Here is an 11,984-nt window from a genome sequence, read left to right as displayed (position 1 = left end):
TAACTTGCTGGTAGAACCATTTAATCCATGAAAGCAATCATCCTGGCTCTCACCGGCTTGTTTGCCGCCACCAGCCTCGTCACTGCCCAGCAGGTAACCGTCCTCACCAACGCCACCATCATCGACGGTACCGGTCGCGAGCCACAGTCGCACATGACCATGCTCATCCAAAACGGCCGCATCGCAAAGCTCACCCGTGACAAGATCGCCGTTCCCCCTGGCACCGCGCAGATAGACATGACCGGTAAATACCTCATGCCGCAATTGATCAACTGCCACGGCCATCTCGGCAATGTCCGCGACACCACCGCATCTTCGGCCAACTACACCCGGGAGAATGTCATCCGGCAACTGCAACTCTATCAGGACTATGGCGTAGGGGCCGTTCTTTCCATGGGCACCGAACAACCCCTCGGCCTTTCTATCCGCGAAGATTCGCGCGCCGGCCTGATACCCGGAGCAACCATGTACTCGGCTCTCTTCGGCTTTGGGGTAAAAGGCGCCATGCCTCCCGAATCTGCTGGTTTCACCTCCATCTACCGGCCCGAGACACCCGCAGAAGCCGCCAATGATGTCGACGAACTCGCCGCCTGGCATCCGGATGTAATAAAGATATGGGTCGACAACTTCTATGGTCAGTTCCAGACCACGATGAAAGAAGAGATTTATACCGCTATCATCCAGGAAGCCCATAAGCATGGTATCAGGGTCGCAGCACATGTTTACCATCTTGCGGATGCGCGTAAGCTACTATCTGCCGGCCTCGACATGATGGCCCACAGCATCCGCGACGGCGAGATCGACGACAGCCTCATCGCCGAAATGAAGGCGAAACACGTCGCCTATATTCCCACCCTCTCGCTGGACGAGTTCGCCACCGCCTATCTTGACGACCCGTCCTGGCTCAACGACCCCTTCTTCCGCAACTCCCTCGAACCCGGTGTCTATACCATGATCACCAGCCAGGCGTACAAGGACAAGATCGGCAAGAGCCCCGTCACCCCACAAGAGAAGGAAGCGCTGAAATATGCCCTCATCAATCTTCGCAAGCTACACAAAGCCGGCATTCTCATCGCTCTTGGTACTGACTCCGGCGCAACCCCCATCCGCGCCCAGGGCTTCTCCGAACATCTGGAACTCGAACTGATGGTAAAGGCCGGCCTCACCCCGCTCGAGGCCATCAAGGTCGGTACATACAATGGCGCCCACCTGCTCCGCATCGCAGACGACCGTGGCACCCTCGAACCCGGCAAACGCGCCAGCTTCCTCGTCCTCGACAAGGATCCCATCACCAACATCCGCAACACCCGCACCCTCTCCGCCGTTTGGACCGATGGCGTCAAAGTCAGCGACGGCCCCCTCGCCATCGGTAAAGCAACCGCCAGCCGCTAGAGCGTTCAGCAGGGCGTCCCGCGCCGCCGTGAACCGGCATCAGCGATTAATCTTGTTCATCTTTTCTGCGGAAGCCGATGCGGAGCCGAGGCTCCTGGGGTGGGTTCAGTAATTGCTTCAGGTAGTCAAAAATGACCTGTATATTCTCGTCATGGCCGTCCACTTTTCTTTCCAGTTGTTCCAGCTTTACTAATATTTCCTGATTGGTCATTAGCATCTCGCGCATCTTCGTATAGATTCGCATGATCTGGATATTGACGGCAACCGCTCGTTTGCTGTTCAATACACTGGATAGCATTAAGACTCCATGTTCCGTAAAGGCAGAAGGCACCTTCCTGCGACCACCCCAACTTGATGTCGCATTTTGCGATTTCAAGTTTTTAAACTCATCTTCTGTTAACTGGAACATAAAATCCTCCGGGAAGCGGTCTATATTTCGCTTAACCTGTTCATTTAATCGCCCTGTTGGCACCTCGTACAGCTCTGCCAGGTCTTCGTCCAACATCACTTTATGCCCTCTGATAAAATATATCTTAGTCACGATTACCTCATCTGCGACTACCATTGTTTTAACTGTCTTTGCCATAAGATAGGTTTTGAAGATTGCAAATGTATCTCTTTATTTGCCCCACCGGATGGTTAAACACAAATTCAGCCGGATTCTTATCTTTACTCCACCATGTCCAGCCCTCAACGCATAACAACTGATGCCGGTAGCCGCGACTCCCTCACCTGGGAATTCGACGGCATCCGTATGGGCCATGCCATCTCCACCTTCAACACCCTCACCAGCTTCAGCGCCACCAGCGCGAACACCGACGTCGTCCGCCTCCACATCGGGCTAAAAGGCAATTATAGCTTCTACTATAAACAACTCGACACCCACTACCATCTCATCGGCGGCCATCACAATATCCTATACTCGAAAGATTTCGACATGATGGTCGAGAACCGGACGCTTCAGCTCGAAACCTTCGGCATCCAATTCCCCCGCGAAACCTTCCTCCGCTTCACCCAGAACGCGAACCCTCTGCTCCAACGCTTTGCCGACCGCCTTATCAGCGGCGACAGCGCCATCCTCTCCGAACAATGGGGCGCCGTAGACCCCGGCATACAGCAGGTGGTACACCAAATTGTCAACAACCCCTACAAAGGCGATCTGCAACAACTCTTTTTGTTGAGCAAAAGCATCGAGCTCCTTGTCCTATGCGCAGAATCCTGCCGCCTCGCCCTCGACAAAAAAGAAGAATTCCTCAAGTCGCCCGCCGACAAGGAAAAAATTCTCGCCGTCCGCGATCTCATCAATGAAAGACTCCACTGCCCACCCAATCTCTCGCAGATATCCCGCACCGTTGGACTCAACGAATACAAGCTAAAACGCGGCTTCAAAGAAACTTTCAACACCACCGTCTTTGGCTACCTCGCAGAACAACGTCTCCTCCTTGCCCGGCAATACCTGCTGGACACCAGCCGCACCGCGGCAGAGATCTCCTACGAACTCGGCTACTGCACCCCGCAGCATTTCAACAACGCTTTCAAAAAGCGTTTTGGCAGCACTCCAAATGACCTTAGAAAAAATCCGTAAAATGCAATCCCGGGCGGGAAATACGGTCTACTATTGTAGAAAGAAATAATATGAACACTCCCCTGGTTATAAAAAGCGAAATAACGATCAACGCACCTGCAACAAAAGTCTGGGATGCGCTAACAATGTCCGAATGGACAAAGCAATACATGTTTGGCTGTGAAGCCCTCTCCGACTGGCTCCCCGGCAGCCCCCTCATCTGGAAAGGTAATTTCAATGGCGTCGAGATGGTGGCGGTCAAAGGCCATGTTGTCAGCATCCAACCTCCCCAAACCCTTGTCTATACGGTGATCGATCCCAACAACCCAGCCATTCCCGATCTCCCGGAGAATTATCTCACCGTCACCTGTCAACTAACCGAACAGAACGGGCATACTCATCTTACCGTCACCCAGGGCGATTACCGCACCGTGGCCGACGGCGAGAATCGCTACAAACACTCCGTCGACGGCGGCGGCTGGGACCCCATCCTCGTCCAGATCAGGCAGCTGCTCGAATCTGCCGAATAAAGCCACCCCGCCCCGGCCCGCCCAAGGTTGCCGCGCGGCCAATAAAAAAGGGGTGAAACGCCCGTTGCATCTCACCCCCAGGGTTGCAAAAAACAAAGGAAGCATCAACAACCGCCTTGTTATTGGCTTATTTTGCTTTCACAGATACGACTTAATTCTCCTACAAGGAATTTGTAAATGGGGGGTTTTATTTCCTTGAACCGCCCCGCCGACCATAATTCTTCAAAGAGTTCCTGCACAGTCTCCTCCGCTTTCTTTTGGTTGTTCAGCTGGCTGTAAGCAAAGATCATCAGGTCGTCGTTATAGTCTTTGAACAGTCGCAGGAAGGCCTTGACCTCCCTTTTTTCCAGAGCGAGCAATAACTCCTGCTCTTCGGCATAAGGGTCCATTTCTTTCATGGCTTGCTGGGTTTTGGGTTTAGGGGCTTGGTTTTTCATTACCGTCTTTACGGTAGACAGAAAAAGCGGGGGTATGGTCCTAGTCGGCACCAACTCCAACTCCCGCCGCGCAACCCCTCCCCGCCAACCCCCGGGCGCGTCCCTTTTTTCCCGTTGGTACAACAATCCATCCCCCGGTAAGCTCCGCTTACCGGACATTGCGAAAAAAGGAGGCATCTACTTTTAGCTCCAGATGCCTCCTTTTTTTACGATCTTTGACTATAACGACAGCGGCCAAACCCAAGTCTCCTAACTTGATCAAAGCGCTTCCGCTCATATGAAAGAACAAAACCATATTTGGATCCTGATGGCCCGTAAGCTGTCCGGCGAAGCCACACCGGAAGAGATCGCAGAGCTTGAACGCTTTCAGCAACAACATCCCGAAATGACCTATTCCCTCCAGCTTCTGGCCGATCTCTGGAGGGCTCAAAAGCCCGCTGACCCCGCCGATGCCACCGAGGCCGACCAGGCCTTCAGCCGCCACCTCACCCGCATGACCCTCCGTGACCTGCAGCCGTCCGCCGCAGAGACCTCTATGCCCGGCGCCGTCGCCCCCCGCACCCCCTCCCGTCCGCAGACCCGCGACCTTATCCGCAACTACTTCATCACCACCCTTCGCAGCCTCCGCCGCAACAAAGGCTTCACTGCCATCAACATCTCCGGCCTCGCCATCGGTCTGGCCAGCGCCATAGTTCTCATCCTCTGGATCCGCAATGAACTCTCCTTCGACCAGTTTCATCAAAAAAGCGATCGCATCTACATCGCACTCACCCGCGCGCCCCTCGACGGCCGGCCCGATGTCGAAAGCCGCACTCCTTCGGTGATGGGACCCGTCCTCAAGACCGGCTATCCCCGGCAGATAGAGGAAGTAGTCCGCATGAACTGGGTCCACGCCTTTGTCTTCTCCGTCGGCGACAAACACCAGGATATCGAGGGCTATCTCTGCGACCCTGGCTTCTTCCGGCTCTTTTCTTTCCCATTATTGGAAGGCGACACTGCAACAGCACTGCAGTCACCCCGCGGCGTAGTACTCACCGCAAGACTGGCAAAAAAACTCTTTGGCAATGTCGATCCGCTGGGTCGCACCGTCAACGTCGACAGCACCCACAACTTCGTCGTCACCGCGGTCATGAAGGACCAGCCGCCCAACACGCGATTTCAATTTGAATACCTTCTCCCCTGGAGCTATACAAAAGAGGTACATTGGGAAGAGCCCCGCTGGCAGTCGGCTTCCATTTTCACCTATGTTCTCATGCGGCCCGGCGTCACTGAAGCAATGGCCAACCAGGCCATGCGCATGGTCATACACAGCCATGCCCCCGATGTCCGATCGGAGGTCTTCTTCCATCCCATGCGTAAATGGCATTTGTATTCCAACTTCGTCGACGGGCAGGCCACCGGCGGAGAAATAAATTTCGTCCACATGCTCGCCGTCATCGCCGGCTTCATCCTGCTCATTGCTTGTATCAATTACATGAATCTGAGCACCGCACGCAGCATCCGCCGCGCACGTGAGACAGGCATCCGCAAGATAGTAGGGGCGGGGAGAGGCTCTCTTATCTGTCGGTTTCTTGGCGAATCCCTGGTTCTCGCCGTCGTGGCAGGCGTTCTTGCGTTAGGCATCGTCATCATCGCCCTGCCCTGGTTCGACCACCTCGTCGACACCAGGCTCACCATTCCCTACGGCGATGCCTGGTTCTGGCTTGGCGGACTCGGCTTCATCCTCTTCACCGGCCTGCTTGCCGGCAGCTACCCCGCCTTCTATCTCTCGGCCTTCAAACCCGTCAAGGTGCTGCGCGGCCACTTCAAGACCATCCATGCGCTCGTAACACCCCGGCGTGTCCTCGTCGTCTTCCAGTTCGCCTTCGCCATCACCTTCATCATCTGCACCATCGTTATCTACCGGCAATTCGACTACACCTGGAATCGGAAGACGGGTTATGATAAGACCGGCCTCGCCTTTGTCTATATAAAAGGGGACATTGCCCGCAACTTTGCCCCTATCCGCAACGACCTCCTCAACAGCGGCGTCGTCAGCACTCTCACTCGCAGTGACGCGCCCATCTCCGAGATCTGGTCTTGGAACGACGGTTACACCTGGCCGGGGAAAGACCCGTGGCAACGGACGGCCTTTATCCAATATCATACCGATCGCAACTATGTCACCACCATGGGATTGAAACTACTCGCCGGCCGCGACATCGACATCGGGAAATATCCCGCCGACTCCACCGCCATCCTATTGAACCAGGAAGCCGTACGGCGCATGAGCCTCGCCGATCCTATCGGCACCATGCTCAAAGAGAACGGCAACACCTGGCATGTTGTCGGGGTCATCAATGACTTTGTCACCGGCAGCCTCTTCAACAGCATCGTTCCCATCGTCATTCGGGGCTCGTCGCCAACCGCCAGCTTCGGCACGCTTACTTTCCGCTTTGCCGAACATCCGCCTATCGGCGAAAGCGAGGCAAAGCTTACTGCCATCCTGAAAAAATACAACCCCAACTATCCTTTGGAATATTACTACGTCGACAAGTATGACAAGGCAAAGCTCCAGGGCGACGTGCACTTCGGCACCCTGGCCGCCCTCTTCGCCGGGATGGCTATCTTCATCTCCTGCCTCGGGCTGTTTGGATTGTCGGCATACATGGCCGAATCCCGACTTCGTGAAGTGGGCGTCCGCAAAGTCCTTGGCGCCTCCATTATGCGGCTCACGGCGTTGTTGTCAAAGGATTTCCTCATCCTGGTCATGATCGCCTTCATCATCGCCTCCCCCGTGGCCTGGTGGTTTATGCGTCAATGGCTCGACGGCATTCCCTATCACATCAACATGAACTGGTGGATCTTCGCCCTCACCGGCCTCCTTTCCATCCTCATCGCCATCGGTACGGTTGGCTACCAGGCAGTCCGCGCGGCCCTCACAAACCCCGTCCTCGTCCTCCGAACGGACTGACCTTCCTGGGCGTCTCCCTTCGGGTCGGGCCATCCGCTATAGTCCTCGCCTTCGGCTCCGGGCTGCCGCTCCTGTCCCTGACGCTCTCCTTACGCCACCTTCGTCTCCACCTGCGCTGCCTCCCATCCGATGATGGCCTGCTTCCGCTTTCCACCCCAATGGTATTCTCCCGTCTGCCCATCACTGCGAATCACCCGGTGACAGGGGATCAGAAAGGCCACCGGATTGGCGCCCACCGCCGACCCCACCGCCCGCACCGCTTGCGGCGAATCTATATTGTCCGCCACCTCTGCATAGGTCGTCAACCCGCCCATGGGAACTTTTAGCAGCGTCTCCCAAACCTTCATCTGGAACGGTGTCCCCTTCAGATGCAGCTTGATCTCCAGCGGCCGGCTCCAGTCCTTCGCAAAAATGGCCAGCGCCTCTTCCTGCCACCCGTCACTGGCGGCGTGATACTGCGCATTCGGAAAAAACTCCTGCAGCGACCGCAGCGCCTTCGCCTCACCCTCATCTGCAAACGCCAGATAACAAACACCCTTGCGGGTCGACGCGATCAGCAACGGCCCGAACGGGCTCTCCGTAAACCGGTAATTGATCGGCAGGTCCTCCCCGCCGTTCTTGTATTCTCCCGGCGTCATTCCCTCTATCTTGATGAAAAGGTCATGCAACCTCCCCGTACCCGACAGTCCGGCCTCAAAGGCCGCGTTCGAAAGGGTAGCTCCCGACTCCAGCACCTGCTTGGCATGTTCCAGCGTCAGGTATTGCAGGAATTGCTTTGGCGTCACCCCTGCCCATTCCTTGAACATGCGTTGGAAATGGAATGGGCTCAGATGTACATGCTCCGCCACTTTCTCCAGCGAAGGCTGATCTTTGAAATTAGCCTTGTAAAAGGCGATCGCCTCCGCTATCCGGTTATAATTGATCGATGCTTGTGTTTCCATATTATTTTCCTTTTTCAACACAAAAATACCACCCCTCCACTGCTCCGGAAACCCGGTTCTTGCTGTATCTTTAAATACTTCACACCCAACAACATGGAAACACAATACCCATACGCCACCCACCTCGACATCAAGTTCGATCACTTCGAACTCATCGACATCCCCGCTATGGTCCGCGAGTGCCAGGACAAATGGTTCAACCAAACCCTTACGAAGGTAAACGACAGCGTCGTCCGCCTCGGCATCGTAGAAGGCGAATACCACTGGCACAAACACGACCACGAAGACGAATTCTTCTTCGTCCTCGAAGGACAATTCATCATCGACCTGGAGAACGAGACCGTCACGCTCAACCCCTGGCAAGGCTATACCATCTCGAAGGGCGTTCTGCACAAAACCCGCGCCCCAAAACGAGCCGTCATCCTCATGGTCGAATCCGCCGCCATCCAACCTACGGGGGACTAGAAGATACCGCTTCTATCCCCAGGTTCCATTGGCATCCTCGTCTTTCTCGTCAGCCCGGCGGAATCCAATGCGGGGCCGTGGTTCCAAGGGTGGATTGATCAACTCTGTAAAAGCAAAAGGCTTGGCACCACCCAGGTATTTTTTATGTGGTATCACAAATTGTGATACCACCGCATCTGCCTCTTCATCAGTCAGTTCGAACATAAAATCATCGGCCGGAAACCGCTCAATATTTCTTCGGACGGCCTGTTTCAGGGCTCTGGTCTCCACTCCGTACAGTTCGGCCAGGTGCACATCCAGAATGACCTTTTCATCGCGCAAAAGGACGATCTTCTTGATGATCTCATCCTCAGTTAGTTGGAATCTAAAGTTTATCAGCGATCGATCTCGTTGTTTTCATTTTATAAATAAAATTCTATATTTCAGAACATTATTCTATCTTTGTCTCGATGAAAAGAAAGGACGATGGTTGTCATATCCAAAGCAGTTCTCAAAGAGTTCGCTGAAAAATACCCGGATGCTGAGGCTGCTCTGATGAAGTGGTACAATGAAACCCATACAGCCGATTGGAGGAATTTCAGCGATCTTAAAAAGACTTTCAATACAGCAGATGCGGTGGCCAATGATCGGTATATTTTTGATATAAAAGGTAATCAGTATAGGCTCATCGCTTTAATTATTTTTAAAGTAAGAACTGTGTTTATTTTATTCATTGGATCACACAAAGAATACGACAAGATCGATGCTTCCAAAGTTCAATTTAAAAAGTAGAATATGAAACATGCTATTACATCCAAAAAAGCCTATCATGAAACAATGGTCGCCGTTTATGACTTGATGAATAAGGGTGAAGCAAATCTTACTGCAAAAGAACTCAAAGACCTTGCTGCAATGGCAAAAGCAGCGGAAGAATATGAGGACAATGTATTGGGTCTTAAACCTGCAAAGGAACCTCAGACAATAACCGAGCTATTGGAACAAAAGATGTATGAAAATAAAATGACCCAAGCGAAACTGGCTGATACGCTGGGATTGGGAAAGTCAAAACTTTCGGAAATTCTCTCTGGAAAAAGAAAACCCGATGTACCATTTTTAAAGGCTGTATATAAAGAGCTAAAAGTTGATCCCGCATTCTTGTTGGACCATGTTTAATTCATAAGCATCTTCTTCCCGTCCTCGCCATCGTACACCCGCCGTATCAAAACCGTACACTTCCGCCCCTGCCACCCCCCCATAATCCGCTGGTCGCTAACCATCTGCAAAACTGGCACCCTCTTGGCGCAAAATCCTCCAACCGCCAATGCCATCCTATATGCTCCACAACTTCTTCAAAGTAACCCTCCGTACCCTCTGGCGCAACAAAGATTTCTCCGCCATCAACATCCTCGGCCTTGCCATCGGCATGGCCGCCGCCATGCTCATCGGCCTCTGGGTGCAACAAGAGATCAGCTTCGATCGCTTTCATGCCAAAAAGGACAGACTATACCTCGTCTATAGCCGCGAACTCGGCAACGGCAACCTTGATGTCTGGCCCCGCGCCTCCACCATGCTATCTGCCGAACTGAAAAAGAACTACCCCGAAGTCGAAGACGCCATCCGCTACCGCAACGTCTTCTTCCTCGTCACCGAAGGTGAAAAACACTTCAATCTGGAAGGCGCCTTCACCGATTCGGGTTTTTTGTCGATGTTCTCCTTTCCCCTGCTGCAGGGTGATCCCAAAACCGCACTCAACAGCGGCCAGGGCATCGTGCTGACGGCAAAGCTCGCTAAAAGCCTCTTCGGCAACGAGGACGCCATGGGCAAAATGGTCCGTATCGAGAGCAAAGACGTCTTCAAAGTAACGGGTGTGTTGAAAGACCTGCCCACCAACACTGAATTCAACTTCCAATACCTCCTTCCCTGGGCCTATGTCGATCGCCTGAAATGGGATATCCCCAACTGGGGCACAACTAATGCTCAGGCATACGTTCTCCTCAAATCCGGCGCCTCCCACGACGCATTTGACGCCAAAATAAAAGACATTGTCAAAACCCATGTTACCGACGCGAACGGCGCCGGCCGGGAGACCTTCACGCAGCCCATTAGCCGGATGCACCTCTATAGCAAAGCCGAGAACGGTCAGCTCGTCACCGGGCAGATCACTACTGTGCGGCTCTTCATCATCATCGGCATCTTCATCCTGCTCATCGCCTGCGTCAATTTCATGAACCTCAGCACCGCCCGCAGCGAAAAACGCTCGCGTGAAGTAGGCATCCGCAAAGTCGTCGGCGCCCGCAAGTCCGCCCTCATTACCCAGTTCATCGGTGAAAGCATTCTGCTCACGGCGTTTGGCTTTGTCCTGGCGCTGGCAATCGTACAGTTAAGCCTGGGTAGTTTCAACCAGGTGATCAACAGCAGCCTCGCCATCGATTATGCCGATCCGCTATTTTGGCTCGCCGCCCTGGCCTTTGTCCTGTTCACCGGAATCGTCGCCGGCAGCTATCCCGCCTTCTTCCTGTCTTCTTCCAAACCCTCCAGCGTCCTGAAGGGCGCTGTCAGTAGCATCAACACCCTCCTTACACCAAGAAAAGTCCTGGTCGTCTTCCAATTCACCTTCGCCATCGTCCTCATCACGGGCACCCTCATCGTCCGGCAGCAGCTTAGCTATGTTCACAGCCGGGATGCCGGCTACGACCGCGATCGCCTCGTCTTTGCCTTTAGCCAGGGGGGTAATTACACCCACTACGATCTCATCAGACACGACCTTCTCGCCAGCGGCGCCGCCATAGCGGTCACCCGCACCTTCTCGCCCATAACAAGGCTCTGGGGGACGGTCACCGGCTTCTCCTGGCCCGGCAGCACCCCCACGGATACAAAAACCTATTTCCAGCAATTTGCGGCCGACGCCGGCTTTGTTCGTACCACTGGCACCCGGCTCGTCCAGGGTCGGGACATTGATATCAGAACCTATCCTACCGACAGCACCGCCCTGTTGCTCAACGAATCGGCAGTAAAAGCCATGCGCCTCACAGACCCCATCGGGAAAATAGTCACCGATGAGGGTGGCGGAAGGTATCATATCGTCGGGGTGATAAAAGACTTCATCATCGAGTCGCCATACGACCCCATCCAACCCATGCTCATCCAGGGGCTGCAAACCGACTACCCCGTGATCCACTACCGGCTCAACCCCGCCAACTCCATCGCCGACGACCTGGCAAAGGCCGAGAAGATATTTAAACAATACAACCCGCAATACCCTTTCGAGTACAACTTCGTCGACGAAGCCTATAACGATAAATTCCGCACCGAACAACAGGAAGGCACCCTCGGCACCCTCTTCGCCGCCCTCGCTATTTTCATATCCTGCCTCGGACTCTTCGGACTCGCTATCCATATGGCCGAGAACAGACGCAAGGAGATCGGCATCCGCAAGGTATTGGGCGCTTCCGTGGCAGGCATCGCCGTCCTCCTCTCAGGGGATTTTGTCAAGCTGGTGCTGGTGGCTGTCGTCATCGCCACCCCCATCGCCTGGTATGCGATGAATAATTGGCTGCAGGGCTTCAACTATCGCATAGCCCTCACCGGTTGGATATTTCTCGTCTCCGGAACGTTGGCCGTGGTCATCGCGCTGCTGACGGTCGGCTATCAGGCGGTGCGAGCGGCCATCGCCAATCCGGTAAGATCTTTGCGCAGCGAATAAGGGGCGGAGCAGCTTTGGCG

General features: G+C 54.2%; 12 protein-coding genes. 8 read left to right on the top strand and 4 right to left on the bottom strand.

Annotated features, from left to right (window positions below; genetic code table 11):
• The first annotated feature begins 27 nt into the window (after positions 1–27).
• Positions 28–1,392: an amidohydrolase family protein gene (locus tag IEY39_RS14150; RefSeq protein WP_188932620.1), complete on the top strand. Its 1,365-nt coding sequence runs from the start codon at positions 28–30 to the stop codon at positions 1,390–1,392.
• A gap of 46 nt (positions 1,393–1,438) precedes the next feature.
• Here the strand turns inward: IEY39_RS14150 and IEY39_RS14145 are convergent, their stop codons facing one another.
• Complete coding sequence (locus IEY39_RS14145) at positions 1,439–1,978, bottom strand: ORF6N domain-containing protein (RefSeq protein ID WP_188932615.1); 540 nt, start codon at positions 1,976–1,978, stop codon at positions 1,439–1,441.
• 93 nt (positions 1,979–2,071) lie between these two features.
• Here IEY39_RS14145 and IEY39_RS14140 point away from each other — a divergent pair, with 93 nt between their 5' ends.
• Both IEY39_RS14140 and IEY39_RS14135 read left to right on the top strand, forming a co-directional pair.
• Positions 2,072–2,977: a helix-turn-helix domain-containing protein gene (locus IEY39_RS14140; protein ID WP_188932613.1), complete on the top strand. Its 906-nt coding sequence runs from the start codon at positions 2,072–2,074 to the stop codon at positions 2,975–2,977.
• A 50-nt stretch (positions 2,978–3,027) separates the two neighbouring features.
• Positions 3,028–3,486 (top strand): SRPBCC domain-containing protein, encoded by a 459-nt coding sequence (locus IEY39_RS14135; protein WP_188932611.1) that lies wholly within the window; start codon positions 3,028–3,030, stop codon positions 3,484–3,486.
• A 119-nt stretch (positions 3,487–3,605) separates the two neighbouring features.
• Here IEY39_RS14135 and IEY39_RS14130 read toward each other — a convergent pair whose 3' ends face one another.
• A complete protein-coding gene (locus IEY39_RS14130; protein WP_188932604.1) occupies positions 3,606–3,884 on the bottom strand; it encodes an RNA polymerase sigma factor in 279 nt (92 codons plus the stop codon).
• Positions 3,885–4,200: 316 nt separating this feature from the next.
• Here IEY39_RS14130 and IEY39_RS14125 point away from each other — a divergent pair, with 316 nt between their 5' ends.
• The gene (locus IEY39_RS14125) at positions 4,201–6,876 is read left to right on the top strand and encodes an ABC transporter permease (protein ID WP_188932602.1); all 2,676 of its coding nucleotides are present in this window, start codon (positions 4,201–4,203) and stop codon (positions 6,874–6,876) included.
• An 89-nt stretch (positions 6,877–6,965) separates the two neighbouring features.
• On the opposite strand, the gene IEY39_RS14120 is transcribed toward IEY39_RS14125, so the two are convergent.
• On the bottom strand, positions 6,966–7,817 hold the full coding sequence (locus IEY39_RS14120; RefSeq protein WP_188932601.1) for a bifunctional transcriptional activator/DNA repair enzyme AdaA: 852 nt from the start codon (positions 7,815–7,817) through the stop codon (positions 6,966–6,968).
• 93 nt (positions 7,818–7,910) lie between these two features.
• Between IEY39_RS14120 and IEY39_RS14115 the strand changes: the two genes are divergently transcribed.
• Positions 7,911–8,282, top strand: coding sequence for a cupin domain-containing protein (locus IEY39_RS14115; protein WP_188932600.1), 372 nt, complete (start codon positions 7,911–7,913; stop codon positions 8,280–8,282).
• A 12-nt stretch (positions 8,283–8,294) separates the two neighbouring features.
• On the opposite strand, the gene IEY39_RS14110 is transcribed toward IEY39_RS14115, so the two are convergent.
• Complete coding sequence (locus IEY39_RS14110) at positions 8,295–8,612, bottom strand: ORF6N domain-containing protein (protein WP_373285463.1); 318 nt, start codon at positions 8,610–8,612, stop codon at positions 8,295–8,297.
• Positions 8,613–8,747: 135 nt separating this feature from the next.
• On the opposite strand from IEY39_RS14110, the gene IEY39_RS14105 reads away from it, so the two are divergent.
• The 3 genes from IEY39_RS14105 to IEY39_RS14095 all read left to right on the top strand — a co-directional run bounded on the left by IEY39_RS14105 (position 8,748) and on the right by IEY39_RS14095 (position 11,964).
• Positions 8,748–9,053 (top strand): type II toxin-antitoxin system HigB family toxin, encoded by a 306-nt coding sequence (locus IEY39_RS14105; RefSeq protein WP_188932598.1) that lies wholly within the window; start codon positions 8,748–8,750, stop codon positions 9,051–9,053.
• Between the two features lie 3 nt (positions 9,054–9,056).
• Positions 9,057–9,434 (top strand): helix-turn-helix domain-containing protein, encoded by a 378-nt coding sequence (locus IEY39_RS14100; RefSeq protein WP_188932596.1) that lies wholly within the window; start codon positions 9,057–9,059, stop codon positions 9,432–9,434.
• 148 nt (positions 9,435–9,582) lie between these two features.
• A complete protein-coding gene (locus IEY39_RS14095; protein WP_229688908.1) occupies positions 9,583–11,964 on the top strand; it encodes an ABC transporter permease in 2,382 nt (793 codons plus the stop codon).
• The last annotated feature ends 20 nt before the right edge of the window (positions 11,965–11,984 follow it).

The organism is Puia dinghuensis, assembly GCF_014642875.1.
Classification (GTDB): domain Bacteria; phylum Bacteroidota; class Bacteroidia; order Chitinophagales; family Chitinophagaceae; genus Puia; species Puia dinghuensis.
This window is presented reverse-complemented; position numbering and strand designations above follow the sequence as displayed.

Coding starts and splice junctions, on each gene's coding strand:
- IEY39_RS14150 (WP_188932620.1), top strand. CDS start 28: ATGAAAGCAATCATCCTGGCTCTCACCGGCTTGTTTGCCGCCACCAGC.
- IEY39_RS14145 (WP_188932615.1), bottom strand. CDS start 1,978: ATGGCAAAGACAGTTAAAACAATGGTAGTCGCAGATGAGGTAATCGTG.
- IEY39_RS14125 (WP_188932602.1), top strand. CDS start 4,201: ATGAAAGAACAAAACCATATTTGGATCCTGATGGCCCGTAAGCTGTCC.
- IEY39_RS14120 (WP_188932601.1), bottom strand. CDS start 7,817: ATGGAAACACAAGCATCGATCAATTATAACCGGATAGCGGAGGCGATC.
- IEY39_RS14105 (WP_188932598.1), top strand. CDS start 8,748: ATGGTTGTCATATCCAAAGCAGTTCTCAAAGAGTTCGCTGAAAAATAC.
- IEY39_RS14095 (WP_229688908.1), top strand. CDS start 9,583: ATGCCATCCTATATGCTCCACAACTTCTTCAAAGTAACCCTCCGTACC.
- IEY39_RS14130 (WP_188932604.1), bottom strand. CDS start 3,884: ATGAAAGAAATGGACCCTTATGCCGAAGAGCAGGAGTTATTGCTCGCT.
- IEY39_RS14115 (WP_188932600.1), top strand. CDS start 7,911: ATGGAAACACAATACCCATACGCCACCCACCTCGACATCAAGTTCGAT.
- IEY39_RS14140 (WP_188932613.1), top strand. CDS start 2,072: ATGTCCAGCCCTCAACGCATAACAACTGATGCCGGTAGCCGCGACTCC.
- IEY39_RS14100 (WP_188932596.1), top strand. CDS start 9,057: ATGAAACATGCTATTACATCCAAAAAAGCCTATCATGAAACAATGGTC.
- IEY39_RS14135 (WP_188932611.1), top strand. CDS start 3,028: ATGAACACTCCCCTGGTTATAAAAAGCGAAATAACGATCAACGCACCT.